General features: G+C 71.4%; 21 protein-coding genes, 1 tRNA gene and 1 pseudogene. 14 read left to right on the top strand and 9 right to left on the bottom strand.

The features are described from left to right. Positions 1-127 precede the first annotated feature (127 nt). Positions 128-385, top strand: a complete 258-nt coding sequence (locus tag ACIQ7M_RS08635; protein WP_351861678.1) for a hypothetical protein — start codon at positions 128-130, stop codon at positions 383-385. Between the two features lie 14 nt (positions 386-399). Further along, the gene (gene glmS / locus ACIQ7M_RS08630) at positions 400-2,217 is read left to right on the top strand and encodes a glutamine--fructose-6-phosphate transaminase (isomerizing) (RefSeq protein WP_355763621.1); all 1,818 of its coding nucleotides are present in this window, start codon (positions 400-402) and stop codon (positions 2,215-2,217) included. A gap of 162 nt (positions 2,218-2,379) precedes the next feature. Here glmS and ACIQ7M_RS08625 read toward each other — a convergent pair whose 3' ends face one another. Continuing rightward, positions 2,380-2,943 (bottom strand): GPR1/FUN34/YaaH family transporter, encoded by a 564-nt coding sequence (locus tag ACIQ7M_RS08625; RefSeq protein WP_355763624.1) that lies wholly within the window; start codon positions 2,941-2,943, stop codon positions 2,380-2,382. Positions 2,944-3,110: 167 nt separating this feature from the next. Continuing rightward, positions 3,111-3,638 carry a universal stress protein gene (locus ACIQ7M_RS08620; RefSeq protein ID WP_355763627.1) on the bottom strand — a complete coding sequence of 176 codons (528 nt, stop codon included), beginning with the start codon at positions 3,636-3,638 and terminating at the stop codon, positions 3,111-3,113. A gap of 1,372 nt (positions 3,639-5,010) precedes the next feature. Here ACIQ7M_RS08620 and ACIQ7M_RS08615 point away from each other — a divergent pair. The 4 genes from ACIQ7M_RS08615 to ACIQ7M_RS08600 all read left to right on the top strand — a co-directional run bounded on the left by ACIQ7M_RS08615 (position 5,011) and on the right by ACIQ7M_RS08600 (position 7,774). Further along, the gene (locus ACIQ7M_RS08615; protein ID WP_355763630.1) at positions 5,011-6,249 is read left to right on the top strand and encodes a helix-turn-helix domain-containing protein; all 1,239 of its coding nucleotides are present in this window, start codon (positions 5,011-5,013) and stop codon (positions 6,247-6,249) included. 134 nt (positions 6,250-6,383) lie between these two features. Then, positions 6,384-6,986 (top strand): oligoribonuclease, encoded by a 603-nt coding sequence (gene orn, locus ACIQ7M_RS08610; protein ID WP_355763633.1) that lies wholly within the window; start codon positions 6,384-6,386, stop codon positions 6,984-6,986. 109 nt (positions 6,987-7,095) lie between these two features. After that, positions 7,096-7,168, top strand: a tRNA-His gene (locus ACIQ7M_RS08605). 81 nt (positions 7,169-7,249) lie between these two features. Further along, positions 7,250-7,774, top strand: a complete 525-nt coding sequence (locus tag ACIQ7M_RS08600) for a GNAT family N-acetyltransferase (RefSeq protein WP_403641380.1) — start codon at positions 7,250-7,252, stop codon at positions 7,772-7,774. Positions 7,775-7,801: 27 nt separating this feature from the next. Here the strand turns inward: ACIQ7M_RS08600 and ACIQ7M_RS08595 are convergent, their stop codons facing one another. Continuing rightward, on the bottom strand, positions 7,802-8,857 hold the full coding sequence (locus tag ACIQ7M_RS08595) for a LacI family DNA-binding transcriptional regulator (RefSeq protein WP_403641377.1): 1,056 nt from the start codon (positions 8,855-8,857) through the stop codon (positions 7,802-7,804). A gap of 388 nt (positions 8,858-9,245) precedes the next feature. Between ACIQ7M_RS08595 and ACIQ7M_RS08590 the strand changes: the two genes are divergently transcribed. From ACIQ7M_RS08590 to ACIQ7M_RS08575, 4 genes are all read left to right on the top strand, one after another. Continuing rightward, the gene (locus ACIQ7M_RS08590; RefSeq protein WP_403641374.1) at positions 9,246-10,568 is read left to right on the top strand and encodes an ABC transporter substrate-binding protein; all 1,323 of its coding nucleotides are present in this window, start codon (positions 9,246-9,248) and stop codon (positions 10,566-10,568) included. Further along, the gene (locus tag ACIQ7M_RS08585) at positions 10,565-11,593 is read left to right on the top strand and encodes a carbohydrate ABC transporter permease (RefSeq protein WP_403641371.1); all 1,029 of its coding nucleotides are present in this window, start codon (positions 10,565-10,567) and stop codon (positions 11,591-11,593) included. The genes ACIQ7M_RS08590 and ACIQ7M_RS08585 overlap by 4 nt, the downstream gene beginning before the upstream one ends. Next, positions 11,590-12,501: a carbohydrate ABC transporter permease gene (locus tag ACIQ7M_RS08580; RefSeq protein ID WP_355775827.1), complete on the top strand. Its 912-nt coding sequence runs from the start codon at positions 11,590-11,592 to the stop codon at positions 12,499-12,501. The genes ACIQ7M_RS08585 and ACIQ7M_RS08580 overlap by 4 nt, the downstream gene beginning before the upstream one ends. A gap of 105 nt (positions 12,502-12,606) precedes the next feature. Continuing rightward, positions 12,607-14,037 carry a GH1 family beta-glucosidase gene (locus tag ACIQ7M_RS08575; RefSeq protein WP_403641368.1) on the top strand — a complete coding sequence of 477 codons (1,431 nt, stop codon included), beginning with the start codon at positions 12,607-12,609 and terminating at the stop codon, positions 14,035-14,037. Between the two features lie 245 nt (positions 14,038-14,282). On the opposite strand, the gene ACIQ7M_RS08570 is transcribed toward ACIQ7M_RS08575, so the two are convergent. From ACIQ7M_RS08570 to ACIQ7M_RS08560, 3 genes are all read right to left on the bottom strand, one after another. Then, complete coding sequence (locus ACIQ7M_RS08570) at positions 14,283-15,767, bottom strand: cellulose binding domain-containing protein (RefSeq protein WP_403641365.1); 1,485 nt, start codon at positions 15,765-15,767, stop codon at positions 14,283-14,285. Positions 15,768-16,135: 368 nt separating this feature from the next. Next, positions 16,136-17,512 (bottom strand): HAMP domain-containing sensor histidine kinase, encoded by a 1,377-nt coding sequence (locus ACIQ7M_RS08565; RefSeq protein WP_355770370.1) that lies wholly within the window; start codon positions 17,510-17,512, stop codon positions 16,136-16,138. Further along, positions 17,509-18,213, bottom strand: coding sequence for a response regulator transcription factor (locus ACIQ7M_RS08560; protein ID WP_361681732.1), 705 nt, complete (start codon positions 18,211-18,213; stop codon positions 17,509-17,511). Before ACIQ7M_RS08560 ends, ACIQ7M_RS08565 begins: the two co-directional genes overlap by 4 nt. 157 nt (positions 18,214-18,370) lie before the next feature. On the opposite strand from ACIQ7M_RS08560, the gene ACIQ7M_RS08555 reads away from it, so the two are divergent. Further along, a complete protein-coding gene (locus tag ACIQ7M_RS08555; RefSeq protein WP_403641360.1) occupies positions 18,371-18,913 on the top strand; it encodes a hypothetical protein in 543 nt (180 codons plus the stop codon). Between the two features lie 102 nt (positions 18,914-19,015). On the opposite strand, the gene ACIQ7M_RS08550 is transcribed toward ACIQ7M_RS08555, so the two are convergent. Both ACIQ7M_RS08550 and ACIQ7M_RS08545 read right to left on the bottom strand, forming a co-directional pair. Then, positions 19,016-19,921: a fused MFS/spermidine synthase gene (locus ACIQ7M_RS08550; protein WP_355770377.1), complete on the bottom strand. Its 906-nt coding sequence runs from the start codon at positions 19,919-19,921 to the stop codon at positions 19,016-19,018. Positions 19,922-19,977: 56 nt separating this feature from the next. Continuing rightward, complete coding sequence (locus tag ACIQ7M_RS08545) at positions 19,978-20,415, bottom strand: hypothetical protein (protein WP_355770380.1); 438 nt, start codon at positions 20,413-20,415, stop codon at positions 19,978-19,980. A 299-nt stretch (positions 20,416-20,714) separates the two neighbouring features. Between ACIQ7M_RS08545 and ACIQ7M_RS08540 the strand changes: the two genes are divergently transcribed. After that, positions 20,715-22,271 (top strand): hypothetical protein, encoded by a 1,557-nt coding sequence (locus ACIQ7M_RS08540; RefSeq protein ID WP_403641356.1) that lies wholly within the window; start codon positions 20,715-20,717, stop codon positions 22,269-22,271. A 19-nt stretch (positions 22,272-22,290) separates the two neighbouring features. Here the strand turns inward: ACIQ7M_RS08540 and ACIQ7M_RS08535 are convergent, their stop codons facing one another. Next, positions 22,291-22,887, bottom strand: coding sequence for a histidine phosphatase family protein (locus ACIQ7M_RS08535; RefSeq protein ID WP_355770386.1), 597 nt, complete (start codon positions 22,885-22,887; stop codon positions 22,291-22,293). Positions 22,888-23,129: 242 nt separating this feature from the next. Between ACIQ7M_RS08535 and ACIQ7M_RS08530 the strand changes: the two genes are divergently transcribed. Then, entirely contained in the window at positions 23,130-24,134 is a 1,005-nt protein-coding gene (locus ACIQ7M_RS08530) for a phosphatase PAP2 family protein (protein ID WP_403641353.1), read from the top strand. After that, positions 24,085-25,197, top strand: a pseudogene (locus tag ACIQ7M_RS08525) (hypothetical protein); the annotation flags it as partial. The gene ACIQ7M_RS08530 and the pseudogene ACIQ7M_RS08525, both read left to right, overlap by 50 nt. Positions 25,198-25,346 lie beyond the last annotated feature (149 nt).

Genomic DNA, 25,346 nt, shown 5'->3' with positions numbered 1-25,346 from the left:
AATCGACGGGCCGCAGGACGCCGGATGGACAGCCCGCAAACAGCACACCATGAGAGATTCAACAAGCACTTGCCCGATATCGGGCAAGATTCTTGCGAATCGTCTTCCGGTACCCCAGGATCAACGGGTGCACGACGAACTCGTTGATCATTTGACGCGGTCGACCCCCCTGAACCGGGGTGAGGCGCTGCGGGTGATCCAGGACGTTCTCGCCTATTTCGACGAGACGGCCCAGGAGTTCGTCCGCCGCCGCCACCGCGAGCTCCAGGCCCAGGGCCTGGTGAACGAGTCGATCTTCGAACGGATCGAGGCGGACCTGAAATATCGCGCGGTCGCGCCGCCCGAGCTCACGCTCAGGCAACTGCGCCGCATCGTTTACGGCTGAGGGATTTTACGTATATGTGCGGAATCGTCGGATACATCGGCAGGCGTGATGTGACCCCGCTGCTCCTCGAAGGCCTTCAGCGCCTGGAGTACCGCGGCTACGACTCGGCGGGCATAGTCGTGACCTCCCCGAAGTCGGCCGGCCTGAAGATGGTCAAGGCGAAGGGCCGCGTCCGCGACCTGGAGGCGAAGGTTCCCAAGCGCTTCGCCGGCACCACCGGCATCGCCCACACCCGCTGGGCCACGCACGGCGCCCCCTCCGACGAGAACGCGCACCCCCACATGTCCGGCGACAACAAGGTCGCGGTCGTCCACAACGGCATCATCGACAACGCCTCCGACCTGCGGAAGAAGCTCGAGGCCGACGGCGTCGAGTTCCTCTCCGAGACGGACACCGAGGTGCTCACCCACCTGGTCGCCCGCTCCCAGCAGGAGAAGCTCGAGGACAAGGTCCGCGAGGCGCTGCGGGTCATAGAGGGCACCTACGGCATCGCGGTGATGCACGCCGACTTCCCCGACCGCATCGTGGTGGCCCGAAACGGCTCCCCCGTCGTGCTCGGCATCGGCGAGAAGGAGATGTTCGTCGCCTCGGACATCGCCGCCCTGGTCACCCACACCCGCCAGATAGTCACGCTGGACGACGGCGAGATGGCCACGCTCAAGGCCGACGACTTCCGGACGTACACCACCGAGGGCACCCGGACGACCTCCGAGCCGACCACCGTCGAGTGGGAGGCCGCCTCGTACGACATGGGCGGCCACGACACGTACATGCACAAGGAGATCCACGAGCAGGTCGAGGCCGTGGACCGCGTGCTGCGCGGCCGGATCGACGACCGGTTCTCGACGGTCCACCTCGGCGGCCTGAACCTGGACGCCCGCGACGCGCGCGCCGTGCGCCGCGTGAAGATCCTCGGCTGCGGCACCTCGTACCACGCGGGCATGATCGGCGCCCAGATGATCGAGGAGCTGGCCCGTATCCCCGCGGACGCCGAGCCGGCCTCCGAGTTCCGCTACCGCAACGCGGTCGTCGACCCCGACACCCTCTACATCGCGGTCTCCCAGTCCGGTGAGACCTACGACGTCCTCGCCGCCGTGCAGGAGCTGAAGCGCAAGGGCGCCCGGGTCCTCGGCGTCGTCAACGTCGTCGGCTCGGCGATCGCCCGCGAGGCGGACGGCGGCATGTACGTGCACGCCGGCCCCGAGGTCTGCGTCGTCTCGACGAAGTGCTTCACCAACACCACCGTCGCCTTCGCGCTGCTCGCCCTGCACCTCGGCCGCACCCGCGACCTCTCGGTCCGCGACGGCAAGCGGATCATCGAGGGCCTGCGCAAGCTCCCCGCCCAGATCGCCGAGATCCTGGAGCAGGAGGACGAGATCAAGAAGCTGGCCGAGCAGTACGCCGAGGCCCGCTCGATGCTCTTCATCGGCCGCGTCCGGGGCTACCCCGTGGCCCGTGAGGCCTCCCTGAAGCTCAAGGAGGTCTCGTACATCCACGCCGAGGCGTACCCGGCCTCCGAGCTCAAGCACGGTCCGCTGGCGCTCATCGAGCCGGCGCTCCCCACGGTCGCGATCGTTCCCGACGACGACCTGCTGGAGAAGAACCGCGCCGCCCTGGAGGAGATCAAGGCCCGCAGCGGCCAGATCCTCGCGGTCGCGCACCAGCACCAGGAGAAGGCCGACCAGACGATCGTCGTCCCGAAGAACGAGGACGAGCTCGACCCGATCCTGATGGGCATCCCGCTCCAGCTCCTCGCCTACCACACGGCGCTGGCGCTCGGCCGGGACATCGACAAGCCGCGAAACCTCGCCAAGTCCGTCACCGTCGAGTAGTCACCACCGGGCGGACCACCGGCCGTTGGTCCGCCCGCCCCTTCCCCGCCGGGCAAGTCCCCTGCCGGCGACCGGACATGGACGATCCCCGTGCGCACCACCCGCGCACGGGGATCGTTCTTCAAGGGCCGGAGCCGCCCAATACCCCGGCCCGCGCCGAGGTCAGCCGGTGGCCGTCACCCCCCGGCCGGCGGCGCGTCGCGGAAGTGCGGTGGGCCAGTGGGCGAGAGCGGCGGTCGCCGCGTACCAGGCGACCGCGCCGGCCGCGACGGCGAACCAGCCGCCGGCCTTGCCCAGAGCGCCGCTGTCCGCGAAGCGGCCGACGGCGAGAAGCAGCAGCGAGACGAAGAACAGTCCGTAGGCGCCCTGGCCGAGGGTGTCCCCGCCCGCGAGGGCGAGCGAGAGCACGACGAGCGCGAAGAGCAGCAGGAAGAGTCCCGCCGCGTTGTCGGAGACCTGGCCGCCGGCCGAGACGGCCCAGGTGAACCAGAGGGCGCCGATTCCCGTGAAGGCCGTGCCGTTGGCCGTGTCACGGTCGCGGAGAGCGAGCAGACCGGCGACGAACAGCGCGACCCCGCCTACGTAGTGGGCCAGTGACACGGCGTCGGCCGCCGTCACTCCGTCGATCAAGTCGGTGTACCCGAGGCCGAAGGCCAGCAGGGTCACACCGAGCGCGAGTCTTCCGACGATGGTGGTGGTGCTTCCCGCAGAGACGTCGTTGTCCACGGCGGGCTCCCTTCATGCCTGTGCAGTTGTGCTGCGCCGTACCGGTCGCCGCGTCGGACCGGCGTCCCGTATATGCCCTTCACAAAGGCACAAACACCTCTACGCGCCAGTAGGTTCACTCACCGCACGGAGAACACCGGCGACCCGCGTCGCGGGCGGGCGGGGCGTCAGGGAATGACGATGACAGGGCGCTTGGCGCGCTTGGCGAGGCGTCCGGCGACCGAGCCGAAGATGCGCCCGACGATGCCGTGCGTGGAGCCCACGACTATCGCGTCCGCCTCGTACTCCCGCCCCACTTCCTCGAGTTCGTGGCAGATGTCGCCGCCGCGCTCGACCAGGATCCAGGGCACCTCGGAGAGGTATTCGGCGCAGGCGAGTTCGAGCCCCAGCACCTCGGTGCGGTGGTCGGGGACGTCGACGAAGACCGGCGGTTCGCAGCCCGCCCACACCGTGGTGGGCAGCCGGTTGGCCACATGGACGATGATCAGGCCCGAGCCGGCGCGGTGCGCCATCCCGATCGCGTAGGCGAGGGCACGCTCGCTGGACGTCGAACCGTCGAAACCGACGACGACGCCGTGCTTGAAAGCGGGATCGCAGGACTGGCGGGGTTCTTCCGCCGCCAGGGGCTCGGCCGCCGTGGGATCGGCGAGCGGGCGCTTGCGGTCCGCGGGATCGAAGAATTCGTGACCGGCCATGGGTGTCTCGGCGTTTGGATCCTCGTGGTGGGGACGACAACGAACGGCAGAGCTGTGTCTGGGAAACATCTTCCCAACCCCATACCCCCAAGGGTACGGCGGCACGCCTCCTCTGCCCAGATCCCGCGCGCCTTACGCGGCATTCCAGGGAGCATGCACGAGAGGGTGCCCGTAACGCAATGGTTGCTGCCCCGTACAGGCGGTTTGCGCAGGGCTCCCCGTGAATTTGCACCGGCGCCCGGGAACGGGGAACTCCGCCGCCCGGCGGGACCGGGCGGCCCCCTTCCGGGCACACGCCCCACCCGCCGGGCAGTGACCGGCGGGTCGAACACGCGTTGAACCGGTCGCGGCCGCCGCCGCCGAGGCACGCCATGGAGATCACACGCCGTGGGGAGCACGGAGAACACCGGAGCACCAGGGAGCAGCACGTGTCCGGACCCGACGCCGCCCCCCGTTCCCCCGCACCCTCGGCACCCCCCGCCCCAGGGGTCCGCCCCGCCCCCTCCCCGTCACCCTCGCCGCCCCCCGGATCCCGTTCGGGATCACGCCCCGGATCGCGATCGGGAACACGCTCCGGTCCGCGCCCCCCGGCGCCCGGCGCGGTGGACGCCGTGAGCGACGTGGTCCGCTGGGCGGCCTTCGCCTGCGTCGTGGTCCCGGCGGTCCTCCTCTGGTGCGGCAGCTCACTCGCCGGAGCGGCCGGTACGGCTCTCGGTCTCGCCGCCGTGACGGGGGCCTGTGTGATCCTGCTGCGTCAGTCCGAGCGGGGGGCGGCACCGCCGGCCGGCGAGCGGCGCGGCACGGCTCCCTCACGCGCACGCCGGCCTGCCCCGCACCGGCGCGGACGGCACGGGAGGGGCGGTCCGGGCGGCACGCGGAGCGCGGGGGTCAGGGGACGCGGGAACGGGTCGGGGGCGCGGATCGGCCCACGGGGCGGGAACGGCACGGGAGTTCACCGAGGCGCTCGTCACACCAGGGGAGGCAAGCCGGTCGACTGACCGGTTTGCGCGTACACCTACGCTTCTTTTCAGCCAACTTCCGGTAGTGGCTCATCCCTTGCTCGAACGACCCCCCAACCCCCGTTCGACCTGCACCTAAAGGGGTACGGAGGGCTCGCGCACCCTACGTGGATTGGCCACTGCCACGAGGCGCACTTCCCTGCGGCGCCCACGAGTGCAACGCTTCGTGATCGAATGCTTCACGCCAAGTTGCCATGTCGACATTCTACGGAGTAGCGAACTGGTCACCTTGGCTCAACGGGACACAGTAGATTCGATCTTGTCTTACGGCGGGGGACTCGTGCAGGACCGAGGGGAAACGTGCAGGAGCGACACAACCGAGGAGCCGCGACCACCGAGGGGGGCTTAGCAGGATGAGCCACGACTCCACTGCCGCGCCGGAATCCGCGGCCCGGAAACTGTCCGGGCGACGCCGCAAGGAGATCGTCGCGGTGCTGCTGTTCAGCGGCGGCCCCATTTTCGAGAGTTCCATTCCGCTGTCGGTGTTCGGGATTGACCGCCAGGACGCCGGCGTGCCGCGCTACCGCCTTTTGGTGTGTGCCGGCGAGGAAGGCCCGCTGCGGACCACAGGGGGCCTGGAACTCACCGCACCACATGGCCTGGAAGCGATCTCCAGGGCCGGCACGGTCGTCGTGCCCGCCTGGCGGTCGATCACCTCGCCACCACCGGAGGAGGCGCTCGACGCACTGCGCCGCGCCCATGAGGAAGGCGCCCGCATAGTCGGGCTGTGCACCGGCGCCTTCGTGCTCGCCGCGGCCGGTTTGCTGGACGGCCGTCCGGCGACCACCCACTGGATGTACGCGCCGACGCTGGCCAAGCGCTATCCGTCGGTGCACGTCGACCCCCGCGAGCTCTTCGTGGACGACGGCGACGTGCTGACCTCCGCGGGTACGGCGGCCGGAATCGATCTCTGTCTCCACATCGTGCGGACGGACCACGGCAACGAGGCGGCCGGCGCGCTCGCCCGTCGTCTGGTGGTCCCGCCGCGGCGCAGCGGAGGCCAGGAGCGCTATCTCGACCGGTCACTGCCGGAGGAGATCGGCGCCGACCCCCTCGCGGAGGTCGTCGCCTGGGCGCTGGAGCATCTCCACGAGCAGTTCGACGTCGAGACGCTGGCGGCTCGCGCCTACATGAGCCGCCGCACCTTCGACCGCCGGTTCCGCTCGCTCACCGGAAGCGCTCCCCTGCAGTGGCTGATCACTCAGCGCGTCCTGCAGGCGCAGCGTCTCCTGGAGACGTCCGACTACTCGGTGGACGAGGTCGCGGGCCGCTGCGGCTTCCGTTCGCCGGTGGCGCTGCGGGGTCACTTCCGGCGGCAGCTCGGCTCGTCGCCGGCCGCGTACCGGGCGGCGTACCGCGCCCGCAGGCCCCAGGCCGACCGGGTCACGGATCCGGACGGGCCGACGGGTCCGGTCGGACCGCCGCCGTCACTGCACCAGGAGCACTCGGGCCCGGTCCCGATGCAGACCCGCCGCACCGCGGCGGCCGGCCTGGGCGCGGCGGCCTCGCTCTCCGCGGAGGCGATGCGGGAACGGGCGGAGCTGTACGCGACGGGCAGGCCGAGCCTGCCGGGACAGCGCAGCGCGCCGTAGTCGGACGTCGGCGGACGCGCGGGGCCCGCACCTTCGGGTGCGGGCCCCTTCGCATGAGGCCGGGGCGCGATCCGCCGCCCCGGCGGGACGCACGGGCGGGATAACCGGAGGGGGCGGGCCGTAGGGTGAGACACATGAACGATCGCATGGTGTGGATCGACTGCGAGATGACCGGACTCTCGCTGTCGGATGACGCGCTCATCGAGGTGGCCGCGCTGGTCACCGACTCTGAGCTGAACGTGCTCGGTGAAGGGGTGGACATCGTGATCCGCCCGCCGGACGCGGCCCTGGAGACGATGCCGGACGTGGTGCGCCAGATGCACACGGCCTCCGGCCTGCTGGAGGAGCTCGCCGGGGGGACGACCCTGGCGGACGCCGAGGAGCAGGTCCTCTCCTACGTACGTGAGCACGTCAAGGAGCCGGGCAAGGCCCCGCTCTGCGGGAACTCCGTCGGGACGGACCGCGGTTTCCTGCTGCGGGACATGGCCACGCTGGAGAGCTATCTCCACTACCGCATCGTGGACGTCTCCTCGGTCAAGGAGCTGGCCCGCCGCTGGTACCCGCGGGCGTACTTCAACAGCCCGGAGAAGAACGGCAACCACCGCGCCCTGGCCGACATCCGCGAGTCCATCGCCGAGCTCCGCTACTACCGCGAGGCGATCTTCGTCCCGCAGCCCGGCCCCGACTCGGACACGGCCCGCACCATCGCGGCCAAGCACGTCCTGCCCGTCGAATAGGCCTTTGACGGGGCCCTGCTGGGCCCCGGAAAAAGGTGTGCGCGAGCACCCCTCAGAACCCTGTACACTTTTTCTCGGCCGGTCAGGGAAACCAAGAAGACCGGACATGGTGGGTGTAGCTCAGTTGGTAGAGCACCTGGTTGTGGTCCAGGTGGCCGCGGGTTCAAGTCCCGTCACTCACCCTGAGTAGTCAGCCGGTGACCTTGTGAAAAGGTCACCGGCTGATTGCGTTCCCGGCCCCGGCGGCCCGTACGCTCCCCTTCGTGCCCCACCCCACGGAACCTTTCGCCACCACGGAACCCTTCGCCACCGCCCGGCTCGATCTCCTGCCGTTGCGGGCCGAGCACGCCGAGGAGATGGCCGCGGTGCTGTCCGATCCGGCGCTGCACGCGTTCATCGGCGGGGAGCCGGACACTCCGGGGGCGCTGCGGGCCCGGTACGAGCGCCTCGTCGCGGGTTCGCCCGATCCCGGCGTCCTCTGGTGCAACTGGGTGCTGCGGGAGCGAGAGCCGGGGCGCCTGGTGGGGACGGTCCAGGCGACCGTCTCGGACGGGACCGCGGAGGTCGCCTGGGTCGTGGGCACGCCCTGGCAGGGGCGGGGGTACGCGGTGGAGGCGGCGAGGGCGCTGGTCCCGTACGTGGTCCGGACGTTCCCCGTCCACACGGTCGTGGCCCATGTCCACCCCGCCCACCACGCGTCGGCGGCCGTCGCCGCGGCGGCGGGACTCACCGCGACGGACGAACTCCACGACGGCGAGATCCGCTGGGAGTTCTCGGCACCGCGGTGACGCGTCCCGCCCCGCCGCGCGACCGTCTCAGGACGAGGCCCGCACCACCAGTTCCGCGGGCAGAACGAGCTGACGCTTCTCCAGTCCGCGGGAGGCCGTCGGGCGGCGGTCCGCGATCTCGCCGAGGAGGAGGTCGATCATGGCCCGGCCCATCTCCTCGATGGGCTGGCGGACGCTGGTCAGGGGCGGATCCATGTGACGGGCTATGGCGGAGTCGTCGTAGCCGATGAGCGCCACGTCGTCCGGGATGCGCCGGCCGCTCTCGCGCAGCACCTGGCGGGCGCCCGCCGCCATGACGTCGGACCCGGCGAACACCGCGTCGAGATCCGGGAAGCGCTCGAGGAGCAGGGTCATGGCACGGCGGCCGCCCTCCTCGGTGAAGTCACCGGGGACGATCAGCCGCTCGTCCACCTCACGGCCCGCGTCCCGCAGACCCTGGCGGTAGCCGTCGACGCGCCGCTGGGCGCCGTAGACGTCCATGCGGCCGGCGAGGTGGCCGATCCTGCCGCGCCCCCGGGAGACGAGATGCTCCACGGCCGCGCGCCCGCCGCCGTAGTTGTCGGAGTCCACCGACGGAAGCGTCTCCTCCGCCGAGCGCCGGCCGCTGATCACGGCCGGGATCTCGAGCTGGGAGAGCAGATCGGGCAGCGGATCGTCGGCGTGCACCGAGACCAGCAGGACGCCGTCCACGCGGTGGGCCGCCAGATACTGCGCCAGGCGCTCCCGCTCCCGGTCGCTGCCCGCGAATATCAGCAGCAACTGCATCTCGGTCTCGGAGAGTTCGGCACCGACACCGCGCAGCATGTCCGAGAAGTACGGTTCCGCGAAGAAGCGCGTCTCCGGCTCGGGGACGACCAGGGCGATCGCGTCCGTGCGGTTGGCCGCGAGGGCGCGCGCCGCCGTGTTCGGGACATAGCCGAGCTCGGCCACCGCCGCCTCGACCGCGGCCCGGGTCGCGTCGCTGACCCGCGGGGAACCGTTGATCACCCGGGAGACCGTGCCACGGCCCACTCCCGCGCGCGCGGCCACCTCTTCGAGGGTCGGCCGCCCGCCACTGCGGCCCCGCGCTCCGTGGACTGCCATGGCCTCCGCCTCCCGTCGACACCAACCTGGCCTGGAATGTAACAGCCCCGTCCGGCGGGACCCGCGTCGCTGGGCCCCGGTCCGGGAGGCGTCACCTCACGGACGGCCGCCCCGAAAGTGCCGGACGGGCCATGAGACGCTTCCGGCCAGGTGGCGGAATGACATCTTCAGCTAACAGGCCGATAACTGAAGGCATCTCTCCGCTCCCTCACCCTTGACACCCCCGCCGGAACCGACGACTCTTCAACACATCACCTGTGGGAGCGCTCCCACAGTACCTGACACATACACATCCCGCACGTTCCCCGCCCGAGCCGCAGCGAGAAACAACGGGCGCCACCAATGCAGTTGGCCGGGGGGTCGGCACGTCAGGCAACAGGAGGACGCAATGCGCACGAGTACCCGCCGGTCCCGCAGACTGGGGGCCATAGCGGTCGTCGCCGCGCTGGCTACGGGACTGCTGGCCGGCTGTTCGAGCGACCCGGACAACGGTTCGTCGGACAACGGCGGTGGAAGCGGCAAGGGCAAGACGACCCTGACCGTAGGCACCTTCGGCGTCTTCGGTTACAAGCAGGCCGGCCTCTACGACGAGTACACGAAGCTGCACCCGACCATCTCCATCAAGGAGAACGTCACCACCCGTACCGACGTCTACTGGCCCAAGACGCTCACGCGTCTGCAGGCCGGCTCCGGCACCGACGACATCCAGGCGATCGAGGTCGGCAACATCACCGAGGCCGTCCAGACCCAGGCCGACAAGTTCGTCGACCTCGGCAAGGAGGTCGACAAGTCGCAGTTCCTCGACTGGAAGGTGTCCCAGGCCACCACCAAGGACGGCAAGACGATCGCGCTCGGCACCGACATCGGCCCGATGGCGATCTGCTACCGCAAGGACCTCTTCGAGAAGGCCGGTCTGGAGACGGACCGCGTCAAGCTCGCCGAGCAGTGGAAGGGCGACTGGGCCAAGTACGTCGCGGTCGGCAAGGACTACATGAAGAAGGCGCCCAGCGGCACCAAGTTCGTGGACTCCGCCTCCTCGGTGTACAACGCGGCGCTCGGCGGCGAGAGCGAGCGGTACTACGACAAGGACGGCAACGTCATCTGGGACAAGTCCAAGGGCGTGAAGAAGTCCTGGAGCGCCGCCATGTCGGTGGCGACCAGCAACATGTCGGCCAAGCTGAAGCAGTTCGACCCGACGTGGGACCAGGGCTTCGCCAAGGGCTCGTTCGCGACCGTGGCCTGCCCCGCCTGGATGATGGGCTACATCCAGGAGAAGTCCGGTGACTCGGGCAAGGGCAAGTGGGACGTGGCGGCAGCGCCGACCGCGGCCAACTGGGGCGGTTCGTTCATCGGCGTGCCGACGGCGGGCAAGCACCAGAAGGAGGCCATCGCGCTGGCGAAGTGGCTGACCGCCCCCGAGCAGCAGGCGAAGGTCTTCGCCAAGCAGGCGAGCTTCCCGTCGACCCCGTCGGCCTACGCGACCCTCAAGCCGGCCGCCGCCACCACGGAGTACTTCTCCAACGCTCCGATCACGCAGATCTTCGGCGACTCGGCGAAGACCATCCCGGTCCAGTACTTCGGCACCAAGGACCAGCCGATCAGCACCGCGATCACCGACGTCGGCATCCTCCAGGTGGAGCAGAAGGGCAAGACCCCCGACCAGGGCTGGAACGCGGCAAAGGCTGAGATCAAGGACGTGCTCGGCCAGTGACCAGCTCCAAGCAGGCTCTCGCGCACCCCGCGACGAGCGCCGACGCCGCGCCCGGCTCTCAGCCGGGCGCGGCCCGGGGCGCTCAGGGTCGCGGTAAGCCGCCGCAGGACCCGGGTTCCTGGCGCAGCCGGCTGTACCGCTGGGACATGAAGGCGTCGCCGTACGCATTCATCGCCCCCTTCTTCATCATCTTCGGAGCCTTCGGGCTCGTACCGCTGCTCTACACGGCGTGGTACTCGCTGCACAATGTGCAGCTCTCCGGGCTCGACCACCAGACCTGGGCCGGTCTGGACAACTACAAGAACCTGCTGTCCTCGGAGTTCTTCTGGAACGCCCTGGGAAACACCTTCACCATCGGCGTGATCTCCACGGTGCCGCAGCTCATCATGGCGCTCGGGATCGCCCACATGCTCAACTACCGGCTCCGCGGCTCGACCGTGTGGCGGGTCGTCATGCTCACCCCGTACGCCACCTCGGTGGCGGCGGCGACGCTGGTCTTCACGCTGCTGTACTCGTGGGACGGCGGCATGATCAACTGGCTGCTGCACTTCGTCGGGGTGGACCCGATCAACTGGCGCGAGTCCGACTGGGGCGGCCAGTTCGCCGTCTCCTCGATCGTGATCTGGCGCTGGACCGGCTACAACGCGCTGATCTATCTCGCGGCGATGCAGGCGATCCCCGCGGACCTGTACGAGTCGGCCTCCCTCGACGGCGCCGGCCGCTGGCAGCAGTTCCGTCATGTGACGATCCCCATGCTGCGGCCGACGATCCTGTTCACGGTCGTCGTGTCCACGATCGGCGCGACCCAGCTCTTCGGTGAACCGCTCCTGTTCGGCGGGGTCAGCGGCTCGAAGGGCGGCTCGGCGCACCAATACCAGACGCTCGGCCTGTACATGTACGACCAGGGCTGGGGCATCGGCAACCTCGGCAAGGCGTCGGCGATCGCATGGACGATGTTCCTGATCCTGCTGATCATCGCCGCGATCAACCTGCTGATCACCCGACGGCTGAGGAAATCCCAATGACCACGACTGAACTGACCGCCTCCCCGGCAGACGCGAGGCCGGCCCCGGACAAGCGCGAGCCCGGACGCCGCCGGGTGCTCGGCGCGGGCAAGCAGCTCCACGCCGGTCCGGTCACCTATGTCGTCCTGGCCGTGTTCGCGCTGGTCTCCCTCGCACCGCTGGTCTGGACGGCCATCGCGGCCTCGCGCAACAACACGCGGCTGGCGCAGAATCCGCCGCCGCTGTGGTTCGGCGGGAACCTGTTCAAGAACCTGGAGGCCGCCTGGGAACAGGCCGGGCTCGGCACCGCGATGATCAACTCCACGATCGTCGCCGGCACCGTCACCATCGGTACGGTCGTGTTCTCCACCCTCGCCGGGTTCGCCTTCGCCAAGCTGAAGTTCAAGTTCTCCGGACTCCTGCTGCTGCTGACCATCGGCACGATGATGATCCCGCCGCAGCTCGCCGTCGTGCCGCTGTACCTGTGGATGAGCAACCTGGGCTGGTCCAACCAGCTCCAGACGGTCATCCTGCCCACCCTGGTGAGCGCCTTCGGTACGTTCTTCATGCGCCAGTACCTGCTGCAGGCTCTGCCCTCCGAACTCATCGAGGCGGCGCGGGTGGACGGCGCGAACAGTCTGCGCGTGGTGTGGCACGTCGTCTTCCCCGCGGCGCGCCCGGCGATGGCGGTGCTCGGCCTGCTGACGTTCGTGATGTCCTGGAACGACTTCCTGTGGCCGATCATCGCCCTGAACCAGCAGGAGCCGACGGTCCAGGTCGCCCTCAACGCGCTGGGCACCGGCTACATCCCCGACCAGGCCGTCATCATGGCGGGCGCGCTGCTCGGCACCCTGCCGCTGCTCATCGCCTTCCTCCTGTTCGGCAAGCAGATCGTGGGCGGGATCATGCAGGGCGCGATCAAGGGCTGAACGCCTCTTCGGGGGCCGGGTCACCGCCGCCTCGGCCCCTCCGCCCCGCCTTCACCTTCCCCCCTCCAACTCGTCGGTCTTGACGACCCCCTTGGGAGCGCTTCCATGCCTGAGTCCGCAACACCCGTGACGTTTCCTCCGGCCTTCCTCTGGGGTGCGGCGACCTCCGCCTACCAGATCGAGGGCGCGGTACGGGAAGACGGCCGAACGCCGTCGATCTGGGACACCTTCAGCCATACACCTGGCAAGACGGCAGGCGGCGAGCACGGTGACATCGCTGTCGACCACTACCACCGCTACCGCGACGACGTGGCCCTGATGGCGGACCTGGGCCTCGGCGCGTACCGCTTCTCCGTCTCCTGGTCGCGGGTGCAGCCCACCGGCCGGGGGCCCGCCGTCCAGCGCGGCCTGGACTTCTACCGGCGTCTGGTCGACGAGCTGCTGGCGAAGGGCATCAAGCCGGCGATCACCCTCTACCACTGGGACCTGCCGCAGGAGCTGGAGGACACCGGCGGCTGGCCCGAACGCGAGACGGCGCTGCGTTTCGCGGAGTACGCGCAGATCGTGGGCGAGGCGCTGGGCGACCGTGTCGAGCAGTGGATCACGCTGAACGAGCCCTGGTGCAGCGCCTTCCTGGGCTACGGCTCGGGTGTGCACGCGCCCGGCCGGACGGACCCGGCGGCGGCGCTGCGCGCGGCCCACCATCTGAACCTCGCGCACGGGCTCGGCACTTCGGCGCTGCGTTCCGTGATGCCGGCCCGCAACACGGTCGCGGTGAGCCTCAACTCCTGCCCGATCCGGCCGCTTTCGCAGGACCCGGCGGACCTGGCCGCGGTCCAGCGCATCGACGACCTGGCCAACGGCGTCTTCCACGGCCCGATGCTGCACGGCGCCTACCCGCAGACGCTGTTCACGGCGACCCGGTCGATCACCGACTGGTCGTACGTCCAGGACGGCGACCTCGCGCTGATCCACCAGCCGCTGGACGCGCTCGGCCTCAACTACTACACGCCGACGCTGGTCTCGGCCGCCGAGGCCGTCTCGGACGGTCCGCGCGCGGACGGCCACGGCTCCAGCGCGCACTCCCCCTGGCCGGGCGCGGACGATGTCGCGTTCCACCAGACGCCGGGCGAGCGCACGGAGATGGGCTGGACGATCGAGCCGCAGGGACTGCACGAGCTGATCATGCGGTACACCCGTGAGGCGCCGGGCCTGCCCCTGTACATCACGGAGAACGGCGCGGCCTACGACGACAAGCCGGACCCGGACGGCCGCGTCCACGACCCCGAGCGCGTCGCCTACCTGCACGGCCACCTGTCCGCCGTGCACCGCGCGATCGAGGACGGGGCGGACGTCCGCGGCTACTACCTGTGGTCCCTGCTGGACAACTTCGAGTGGGCCTACGGCTACGAGAAGCGCTTCGGAGCGGTCTACGTCGACTACGCGACCCAGAAGCGCACCCCGAAGTCGAGCGCCCACTGGTACAGCCAGGCGGCCCGCACGGGAACGCTGGCACCGGTGGCGCCCGCCGAGTAGGCCGGCGCCCGCAGACACGGGGGAAAGGGGCGCGGCACCCGAGGGGGGTGCCGCGCCCCGCCCCGTTGGACGGTGGAAGGCCCGGCGGGAAGCCGGTGGGAAGCCTGGCGGAAGAGCGAGAGGCGGGGGCCGTCTCCGGAAGTCACCGGACACGGCCCCCGCCTTTCACGTCCTGCTACGACGCCCCGGCCGGGTGGGGGGTGGAGAGGTCCGGCCGGGGCGCGCAACCCCCGTTCTCGCGATGGCTACTTGAGAGCGGCGAACGCCTTGGAGAAGGCGCCGTCGCCCTGGACGATGGAGCTGCAGACCGCGTCCGCGGTGTTCTTGGCACCGCCGGCGCACTGCTTGTCACGGGTGGCGGACCACATCGAGAGCCAGCCGATGCCCTTGGACTTCGCGAAGGCCACGAGCTGCGAGGCGTCGTCGACCTTGAAGATCTCCGAGGACACGTCGTTGACGCCGATCATCGGGGTGATGGCGACCGTCTTCCAGGCGGTGCTGTCGGAGAGGCCGAGGACGCTCTTGATCTGCGCCTGGGTGGCCGTGGCGGCCTGCTCGGCGAGGTCGCCCATGTCACCGCTGAAGGCCGGGCCGTAGTCCATCGCCATGATGTTCACGGCGCTGATCCGCACGCCGTTGGACTTGGCGTCGGCGAGCAGGTTGACGCCGTCCTGGGTGAGGCCCTGGGGCAGGACCGGCAGGGTGAAGGAGACGTCCAGGTCCGGGTGCTGCTGCTGCAGCTTGGCGATGGCCTTCGCGCGCTTGGTGTTCGCGGCCGTGTTGGGCAGCGCCCCGCCCTCGATGTCGAAGTCGACCTTCGTCAGCTTGTAGGCGTCCACGGCCTTGCCGTACGCCGCCGCGAGCGTGTCGGCCGAGGAGCAGCCGGTGGCCAGCTCCGAGCCGGAGGCTCCGCCGAAGGAGACCCGGACGTCACCGCCCTTGGCGCGCAGCGCGCCGATCTGCGCGGCCACCCCGTCACTGGCGAGGTCGCTCACGCCGCCCCACTTCGGCGTGCAGCCGCCGCCGTCGGTGATGAACGCGAGGTTGTAGTTCTTCACGCCGGTGGAGTCGACCGCCTTCAGCAGGTCGAAGGCCGGGTACAGGGAGGTGTCGACGTAGGGCGCGAAGCCGGCGGTCGTCGTGTTGCCGCTGCCCGAGGTCTGCGTGGGGGACGGGGTGGCCGTGGCGGTGGCGGTGGCCGTCGGCTTGGGGGTCGCGCTCTGTGTCGCGCTCGCGGTCGGGGTGGGCGTGGCCGTGGGGGTCGCGGTCTGCGTCGGACGGCCGCTCGGCTCGGGTGTCGCCCCGTCCACCGAGCACTTGGTGCCGTCGATGACACAGCCCGTCGGGTTCGCGGTGCCGTTCACGACGAAGCCGACGGTGACGGACTCGCCGGCCGCCAGACCGTCCTTGTCCCAGGCCGGCGGCGTCACGGTGACGTGCTGTCCGCTCACCGCCGAGGTGGCGTCCCACAGCGAGCTGAGCTTGGAGCCCGAGGGCAGGTCGAACTCCAGCTTCCAGTCGGGCTTGCGCTGGCCGGTGTCGTTCGAGACGACGTACTGCGCGGTGTAGCCCGTGGACCACTCGCTGGTCCTCGTGTACGCGGCGCCGACGCTGGAGGCGTTCGCGACGCCGGTGAACAGGAAGGCGCCGCCGCCGACCACGGCCGCCGCGACGATGCCGCCTATCGCCTTGTTCCTGCCACTGACCTTGCGCCGGTGCGTGCTGCTCATCGCGTGTGCCTGCCTTCGCGGATTTTCACGGGGGGGTTCGCTGGGGTCGTCCCAGGGGGTGCGGGCATCACGCTAGCGATCCGGAATCGGTCAAACCGCGTGATACGGACGGCGGTTGAGGATCTTAGGGTCCGCTTAAGGAAGCCATCGGGAGACGTTAAAGGTCGAGACCAATGTGGGCGGTTTGCCGTATGCCGCTGCCACGCGGGGCGCATGCGGCGGACACGACCGACGCCGACCGCGAGCGGGCCCGGCGGGGGCGCGAACGTTCGACGCGGGCCTGGGTCGGCACGGGCGGGCTCGGAAGGGAACGGGCTGGCTCGGCTCGGGGCGGGCTCAGCTCGGGCCTGGTGTGTCGGCCGGCCGGCTCAGCGTGCGGCTGCGTTGCGTTTGCGGCGGCGTACCGTGCCGCGGTGGCCGGTGCGGAGGGGGGCTCTGCCGTCGAGCTGGATCCAGATGCGGACCTCGGTTCCGCCGAGCACGGAGGAGCCGATCCGTACGTCCCCGCCCGTCGACTCCGCGAGCCGTCGCACGATGTCGAGGCCGAGGCCCGTCGACCCGTCGTTGCCCGAACCCCGGCCGCGGGCCATCGCCGCCTCCGGGTCCAGGATTCCGGCGCCCGCGTCCGACACCAGCACGATCACGGCGTCCTCGGCGTTGTGCACGTCGACCGCGAAGGCCGTGCCCTCGGGGGTGTGGCGGAAGACGTTGCCGAGGAGCGCGTCGAGCGCGGCGGCGAGGTCGGCGCGGGCCACGGGTATGCGGCACGGCCGGTCCACACCGGCCACCCGCACCTTGCGCCCCTCGTCCTCGGCGAGCGCCGACCAGAAGTCCATGCGCTCACGGACGACTTCGGAGGCGTCGCACCCGGCTCCGGCACCGATCGCCGCGGTCTGCGGCTTGGCCTCCCGGGCCGTCCTGATGATCGTGTCGACCTCGCGTTCGAGCTGTTCGACGGCGGCCCGGGTCTGCTCGACGGCGGGCCCGTCGCCGAGCGAGGCGGCGTTGAGGCGGAGCACGGTCAGCGGTGTCCGCAGGCGGTGCGAGAGGTCGGCGGCGAGTTCCCGCTCGTTGGCGAGCAGTTGGACGACCTGATCGGCCATGGAGTTGAACGCGACGGCGGCCTGCCGCAGTTCGGTCGGCCCTTCCTCGGGCACGCGGGAGCCCAGCTTCCCCTCGCCCAGTTCGTGCGCGCTCTCGGCGAGGCGCTGCGCGGGCTGCACCATCCGCACGCCCAGCCGGTCGGCGACCGCGACGGAGCCGATGATCAGGGCGACACCGACCGCGGCGAGGACCGCCCAGGCCGTGCCGACGCCGTTGCTGACCTCGGCCTCGGGGACGTACACCTCGATGACCGCGATCTTGCCGGAGCTGAGTGCGACGGGCTGGAGCAGCGCGGAGCCGCCGGGCACCTCCGCGGTGGAGGCCCGGCCCAGCCGCCGGGTCATGGCGATGTCCTTGCCGACGGCGCGCTGTTCGCCGATCTCGACGGTCGGCTTCCCGTCGGCGGCGGGGATGTGCACGGCCATCTGCGCGTCCGAGCCGGCCGAGGCGACGACGCGCTCCAGCTCGTCCCGGTCGGTGGTGATGGAGAGCGCGGGCGCGATGGCCGCGGCCTGCCGCTCGGCGTTCGAGAACGCCCGGTCGCGCGCCATCTCCTTGATCACCAGGCCGAGCGGGACCGCGAAGGCGACGACGACCATCGTCGTCACCGCCACGCACACCTTGACGAGTGCCCACCTCACAGCGGCCGCTCCGCTCTCGGCGGCTCCAGCTTCACGCCGACGCCCCGCAGGGTGTGCAGATAGCGCGGGCGTGCCGCCGTCTCCCCCAGCTTCCGGCGCAGCCACGAGAGATGGACGTCTATGGTCTGGTCGTCGCCGTAGGCCTGCTGCCACACCTCGGCGAGCAGTTCCTTGCGCGGCACGACCACACCGGGGCGCCCGGCCAGGAAGGCGAGCAGGTCGAACTCGCGCCGGGTGAGGTCGAGTCGTACGCCGTCCAGTTCCGCCTGGCGGCGCAGCGGGTCGATGGCGAGCCCGCCGACGCGGATGACCGTCGACACGGGGGCCTCGCCCACGGTGGTGCGCGAACGGCGCAGCACCGCCGCCATGCGCGCGGACAGGTGCTCGACCGAGAACGGCTTGGTCAGATAGTCGTCCGCCCCGGCGTTGAGCAGGCGGACGATCTCCGTCTCGTCGTCCCGCGCGGTGGCGATGATCACCGGGACGTCGGTGATCCCGCGCAGCATCTTCAGTGCCTCGGACCCGTCCAGATCGGGCAGTCCGAGGTCGAGGATCACGACGTCGAAGGGGAAATGGGCGACCTCGCGCAGCGCCTCCAGGGCGGTGCCGACGCTGCGCACGATGTGCGCGGCCTCGGTCAGATGCCGGATGAGCGCCGAGCGTACGAACTGGTCGTCCTCGACGACGAGCACACTTGCCATGGGCGGCACCGTACGCCATCCGGGGGCGGCCGTCCGGGCCTGTGGACAACGCCCGCCAGGCACTTGTGGACAATCCCGGCCCGCTCCCCCCGGGGACATTCCGGATCCTTCCGGGGCCGTGAGACACCCGTGGTGCTCGTGGTGCAGTATGGCCGCGATGCGCAGAGGACTCGTACACGTACTCGCGTGGTCGCTCGCCACGGGCGCGGCGGTCACGCTGTCCTGGTGGGGTGTCCACACCGTCATGACGGGCACGGCCTACGACCCGCCGCGCGCCCTGCCCATCACGGTGGCGGGCGCGACGGCCGAGAAGACGAGACCCCTGGCGTCCTCGACCCGGCGGGCCGAGCCGTCGAAGAGCGCCGCGAACACGCCGTCCGCGACCCCGAAGCCGAGCGCGACGCCCTCGAAGTCCGCCTCTGCGGGCGGCGGTCCCTCATCGTCGCCGTCGGTCCCGGCCGCGTCCCCGTCCTCCTCCGGGCAGGTCAAGAGCTACGACTCCGACGGCGGCCGGGTGGTCTTCGACATCACCGCCACGTACGGGACGCTGGTGTCCGCGACGCCGAACACCGGCTGGTCGATGCAGGTGTGGAAGACCGAGACGTGGATCCGCGTGGAGTTCTCCTCGGGCGCCGACCGGGTGTCGGTGTTCTGCGACTGGCACGACGGTCCCCCGCACGTGGACATCGGGACGTACTGAACCGGCCTCCGCCGCGCAGCGGACTCCGCCGCGAACGGGCTTACGTGCGCTGAGCCTTGCTGACGAAGGGCGCCCCGCCGACGCCGTGCCCCCCACGCCGGGTCAGCGGAACACGGAAGGCGGCGGCGCGGGTGACGCGACCGCCACCGCGTCCGTGACCGGTGCCGCGCCCCCAGTGAAGTCCAGGAGTTCCCTGCCGTGTTCGACCCGGGCGGGATGCGGGTCGGAGGCGGCGCGCCGGGTCAGCTCCGCGATGGGCAGGGGCCGGCCGGAGGCGACGAGGACGGCGTTGCCGAAGCGTTTGCCGCGCAGCACCGTCGGGTCGGCGACCAGGGCGAGTTCGGGGAACACGGAGGCGACGGTGGCGATCTGCCCGCGGAGGTGGGCGAGCGGGGGCCCGTCGGCGAGGTTCGCGGCGTAGACCCCGGAGTCCTTCACGGTCCGGCGGACCTCCGTGACGAACTCGGCGGACGTCAGATGGGCCGGTGTGCGCGCGCCGCTGAAGACGTCGGCGATGACCAGGTCCGCCCAGCCGTCGGGGACCTTGGCGAGACCTTCCCGCGCGTCCACGGACCGCACCCTGATCCGGGCGTTCGGGTCCAGCGGCAGTTCGCGGCGCACCAGTTGGACGAGGGCCGCGTCGCGTTCGACGACCTGCTGGGTGGAGCGGGGACGGGTGGCGGCGGTGTAGCGGGCCAGGCTGAGGGCGCCGCCGCCGAGGTGGACGACCTGCACGGGTCTGCCGGGCGGGGCGACGAGGTCGATGACATGGCCGAGCCGGCGCTGGTACTCGAAGCTCAGGAACGAGGGGTCGTCCAGGTCGACGTGGGACTGCGGAGCGCCGTCGATGAGCAGGGTCCAGGCGCGCGCCCGGTCCCGGTCGGGCAGCAGCTCGGCGAGCCCCCCGTCCACGGCTTCGACGACGGCCTCGGCGGCGCCCTGCCCGCGCCGTCCGCCCCGCCCGGTGTCGCGGCCGTCGTCCGCCCGCTGTTTCCTCGCCCTTGCCATCTGGCCATTATCGGGGCGCGGGGGCGGGTCGGCTCAGCGGCCGGTCTCCGGGCCGCTCACCGGCAGCCGTCCGCCGCCTCGATCAGCCGGGCGGCCTCGCCCAGCGCGGCCCGCAGCACGGCCGGATCGGTCGCGAGGTCCGCCTCACCGGGCGGGAGCAGCCAGTCCGATCCCTCGACCGGGGGCTCGGGGGCCGCTCTCAGGCCGCGGCCGTTGGTCTGCGTACAGGTGCTGCCGGGCACGTCCCAGGCGTCGGCGGTGCCGGGCGGCACCAGGAAGCCGAGGGTGTCGCAGCCGTCGTCGTGCAGGACGGGCCCCACGAGGTCGGCCGCGCCGCGGCGCAGGATGTCGACCGCCTCCAGCCCCTGGCGGGCCGGGACGGTCACCAGGTCGCATTCTGCGGCCGGCCGCTGCGGTACGCCGCACTCCGGGGACGGCCCGTGCTGCGCGGTCGACGGCGGCGTACGGAAATCGGTGCTCTGCGTGATCTGCATCCCGGCCTCCAACGGAACCCCTCCTCATGACGAGTGGGTCGGGAGTTCGGGCGGCTCCCGGTCCACCCGGTTCAACGCGCCAGGACGTCAACGGCTACGGCGAAACTCCGCCACAAAGGATGGCAGTTCATGGCAGATCGTGGATGAGATATCCGGTTTGTAGCCAAACCCAGCGTGGCGGCGTTGTCACAACAGGTACGTTCTTGCCCCGCCGGAACCAGGGCACCTACTGGGTACAACCAGGTCAACTCAGCCACGGATCCGGCGTGGTTCGACGGTTCGCAAGAGAGGGCCCGGCCATGGCGTCGTCATCGGTGACCTCGTCCCCGTCCCCCCGGCCGGCACGGCCGAATCTCGCCTTCCGGCGGTTGCGCGGTCAGCGCTCCCCGGGCGAGTTCGCCGCGCTGGTACGGAGGGCCGCACGCGAGATCGGCGAGCGGGTGAGCTGCGACGCGCGCTACATCGGGCGCGTCGAGGCGGGCGAGATCCGCTGTCCCAACTACGCGTACGAGCGGGTGTTCCTGCACATGTTTCCCGGCCGCACGCTGACGGATCTCGGTTTCACGCCCCGCTCATGGGTACGCGGACGCGGGGCGCGCGACACGGGGGAGCCACCCCTCGCGCACTCCACGAACCCTCCACATGCCCCCTATGAGACGGACGGGGCGCACGAGACGTATGAGATGCCGGGTCAGCTCCGCGTCCCGGCCCCGTACGGCCCGCACACCGCGCACCACACGGACAGCCCGCACGATCCGCACCGCCCGCACGATCCGTACGACCCGCACCCCTGGTGGGATCCGTACGGCCCGTACGAGAAACGCGATCAGAACCACGAGGAGAGCGACGTGCAGCGTCGCGCATTCATGACCGGAGGCACCGCCACCGTGGCGGCGGCCTCACTGGGACCCTTCGGCGGCAGCGCCGCGGCCGCCGAACGACACGTCCACCGGGCCGGTACGTCCGAGGCGGGCGCCCTCGAAGAGGCCGTCCGCCGGATCCGGCTGCTCGACGACAGACACGGGGCCGACGGGCTCTACCGACGCGCGGCGGTCCCCCTGCGCACCGCGTACGAGCTGCTCGACGCCGGCACCACCCGGCAGACGACCGCCGACCGGCTGTACTCCGGAGCCGGCGAGCTGGCCATCTCGGTGGGCTGGCTGGCACACGACTCCGGGCGCTTCGACGACGCCCGCTCCCACTACGCGGAAGCCCTCGCCACCGCCCGGATGGCGGGCGACGCGGGCCTGGAGGCCCACGCCTTCTGCAACACCGCGTTCCTCGCCCGCGACGCGGGGCGCCCGCGCGAGGCCGTGCGCGCGGCCCAGGCCGCCCAGCGCGCCGCACGCCCCCTGGGCTCCTCCCGGCTGCTCTCCCTGCTCGCCCTGCGCGAGGCGGGCGGCTGGGCCGGACTCGTCGACCGCCGGGGATGCGAACAGGCGATGGCCCGCGCGCAGGCCCTCTACGAACGCGGTCCCGCGGAGACCGACCCCGAGTGGATGACCTTCTACGGGGAGGCCGAGCTGGAAGGCCTGGAGGCGCAGTGCTGGTCGACGCTGGGCGACTGGCCCCGGGCCGCCCGCCACGCACGCCGCGCCGCGCACCTCCAGGACCCGCACTTCACCCGCAACATCGCCCTCTACACCGCGGAACTCGCCGACGACCTCGCCCGCGGCGGCCGTCCCGACGAAGCCGCCCTGGCCGGTCTGCGCGTCCTGGACCTGCTCAACGAGGTCCAGTCCTCCCGCATCCAGACCATGCTGGCGGCGACGGCCCGCGTGCTGCTCCCGCACCGCAGGGCCTCGGGCGTCTCGGCGTTCCTCGACCGCCACGCGAGCCTGCCCCGCACGGCGTGAGAGCCACCGGGGGCGCCGGTCAGACGCTCAGGTGCCCGCAGTCGTTCCACACCTCGATCGCGGGCTCCCCGTAGGCCCAGCCGAGCACCGACAACGAGGTGGGGTTGAGGCGTATACGGGCCGCGAAGTCCAGCGGCAGGCCCAGCCAGCGGGCGCCTATGGACCGCAGGATGTGGCCGTGGGCGAAGATCAGCACATCGCGGTCCGCGGAGCGGGCCCACGCGACGACCTCGTCCGCGCGCGCGGTGACCTGCTCCAGGGTCTCCCCCTCGGGGACACCGTCGCGCCAGATGAACCAGCCGGGGCGGACGTCCTGGATCTCGGCCGGGGTCATGCCCTCGTAGGCGCCGTAGTCCCACTCCAGGAGCGCGTCCCAGGTCGTCGCCCGCTCCCCGAAGCCGGCCAGTTCGCACGTCTCGCTCGCGCGCGAGAGCGGGCTGGTGCGCACCTCGGCGGCGGGCAGCGAGTCCAGCGGCGACCGGTGCAGCCGCTCGCCCAGCAGCTTGGCTCCGCGCCGCCCCTCTTCCAGGAGCGGGATGTCGGTCCTGCCGGTGTGCTTTCCGGACAGTGACCATGCGGTCTGTCCGTGCCGGGCCAGCAGGATGCGCGGTGCCATGACGAGGAGCCTTCCGGGACGGGCGGCACGAATGAGGCGCTGCTCACCCGTGGACGACTGAGGAGTGGGTCACTCCATCATCGCGCACCGCCGCTCCGGGCAACCCGGGGGGCGATCTCCGCGTCTTTGACATCCGGGGCGCCCCTTCGGGGCATTCGCGCACACCGTAAAATCCCCGGGTGGCCACCGACCGCCGGTCACCACGGGCAGATGGACACGAGCAGATGGGGGAGGGCGATCGGATGCCGCAGACCGATACACCGCGTACCGGAGCGGCACCGCGCGTCCGGTCGGGCCGGTGGGCCGAACTGCGCGCGTCCGCCGCGTCGCAGGTGCGTCTGCGCTGGTGGACCGAGGTCCCGCTGATCGTGCTCGTGTACCTGGCGTACACCGCGGGCCGGCTGCTCGCCCGGGGCGACGCCGCCTCCGGCGCCATAGACCACGGCCTGGAGATCCTGCGCGTCGAGAAGGCCCTCCACCTCAACGCCGAACATCCGCTGAACCGGCTGTTCACGCGGGAGGCCTGGCTCGGCGTGCCCGCCGACTTCTGGTACGCCTCGCTGCACTACCTGGTGACGCCGGCGATCCTGATATGGCTGTTCCGCTCCCGGTCCGTGCGCTACCGCGCGGCCCGCACCTGGCTCTGGACCTCCACGTTCCTCGGCCTGATCGGCTTCACGCTGCTGCCGACCTGCCCGCCCCGGCTGCTGTCGCCCGAGCACGGCTTCGTCGACACGATGGCCCAGTACAGCGGCTACGGCTGGTGGGGCGGCGAGGCGAGCGCGCCGCGCGGCATGGGCGGGATGACGAACCAGTACGCGGCGATGCCGAGCCTGCACGTGGGCTGGGCGCTGTGGTGCGGAGTGATGCTGTGGCGCCACGGCCGTACGCCCGCCGCCAAGGCCGCCGCCGTCGTCTATCCGCTGTTCACCACGATCGTCGTGATGGGCACGGCCAACCACTACTTCCTGGACGCCGTCGCGGGCGTCGCGGTGATGGGCGCGGGTCTGCTGCTGACCCCGTTCGTCATGCGGGCGGCGGATCGTGTGCGGACGCTGCTGAAGGCCGTCGTCCCGTGGGGCGGGGGGGCCTCGGGGGGCGAGGGTTCCGCGATTGTCAGTGCGGGGTGCCAGACTTCCACGGGTGAACGAATTCCCCGACAGCGCGAGTCCCGACCCGGGCCGGGAGCCGAGCCGGATTCCGCCGCCACGGACGCGGGCGACAGCGCTGCGACAGCAGCTCGCTGAGCTGCGCGGTCCCGACATCGCGCCGAAGGCGCTGGACGCGCGCGCCCTCGCGGCGCTCGCCGCCAACCCCGGGTGCGACCGGCGCGCCCTGCTGGACGGCGTGGGTGTGGACAAGGCGAAGCTGGCCGGTGCGCTCGGCGCGCCGTCGGCGTTCGGGATGTCGCAGTTCGCCTTCATGCGGGGCAACGCGTTCGAGGCACGGGTCAAGGCCGACGGCGGTGCCGAACTGCTGCGGCTGGTGCACGAGAGGCTGGACCCGGGCGCCGAGCCGCCCGGCGCCGGTGCCGTGCCCGACCTGAGCGCGATCGGTCCCGAGGGGCGCACGGCCCGTACGGAACTGGCGCTGCGCGAGGCCTCCGGGGCCGGTGTCTGGACACTGCTCGACCACCCGATGCTCGCCCTGGACGTCGCGGGCTCCCCGGCCTTCCTGGAGCCGGACGCGGTGGTCGTGCATCCGGACGGGGACTGGACGGTCGTCGAGATCAAGTCGTTCCCGATGCTCGACGGCTCGGCCGACCCGGCCAAGGTGGGCGCCGCCGCCCGGCAGTCCGCGGTGTACGTCCTGGCCCTGGAGGAGGTCGCGGCCCGCCTCGATCCCGCCCCCGAGGTCCACCACCGTGTCCTGCTGGTCTGCCCGAAGGACTTCTCCAACCTCCCGGCCGCCTCGGCCGTCGACGTGCGCAAGCAGCGCGCGGTCACCCGCCGCCAGCTCGCCCGGCTCACCCGCGTCGAGGACATCGCGGCCGCCCTCCCCGCAGGCACCTGCTTCTCCCCCGGCCTTCCCGCCGAGGAACTGATCACGGCCGTCGAGGCGGTTCCCGCGACCTACGCGCCCGAGTGCCTGTCCGCCTGTGAACTGGCCTTCCACTGCCGGGCCCGTTCGCGTGCCGAGGGCGCGGTGACCTCGCTCGGCCGCTCGCTGCGCGCGGAGCTGGGCGGTCTGACGACCGTCCCCGACGTCCTGGCCGCGGCGCGCGGGAAGGCGGGCGATCCCGGGGATCCCGCCGTCGCGGCCCTCAGGCGAGCCGCGCTGCTGCGCGCGGAGGCCCTGGGCGGCACGGCCCCGGAGGCCGGCACCCGAGCGGCGGAGGCCCGCGTACCGGCCGCGGCGGCGGCACGGACCGGTGTGCCGCACGACCTCGCGGGAGACCGGAAGGGATCGGCCGGCGACCTCGCCGCGTCACCCATCGTGCCCGCACCCGGCTCCCCGGT

The sequence above is a fragment of the Streptomyces sp. NPDC096324 genome (assembly GCF_044763015.1).
In the GTDB taxonomy this organism is placed as follows: Bacteria; Actinomycetota; Actinomycetes; order Streptomycetales; family Streptomycetaceae; genus Streptomyces.
The sequence above is the reverse complement of the archived record's forward strand: the minus strand, read 5'-3'. Positions and strand labels throughout refer to the sequence as shown.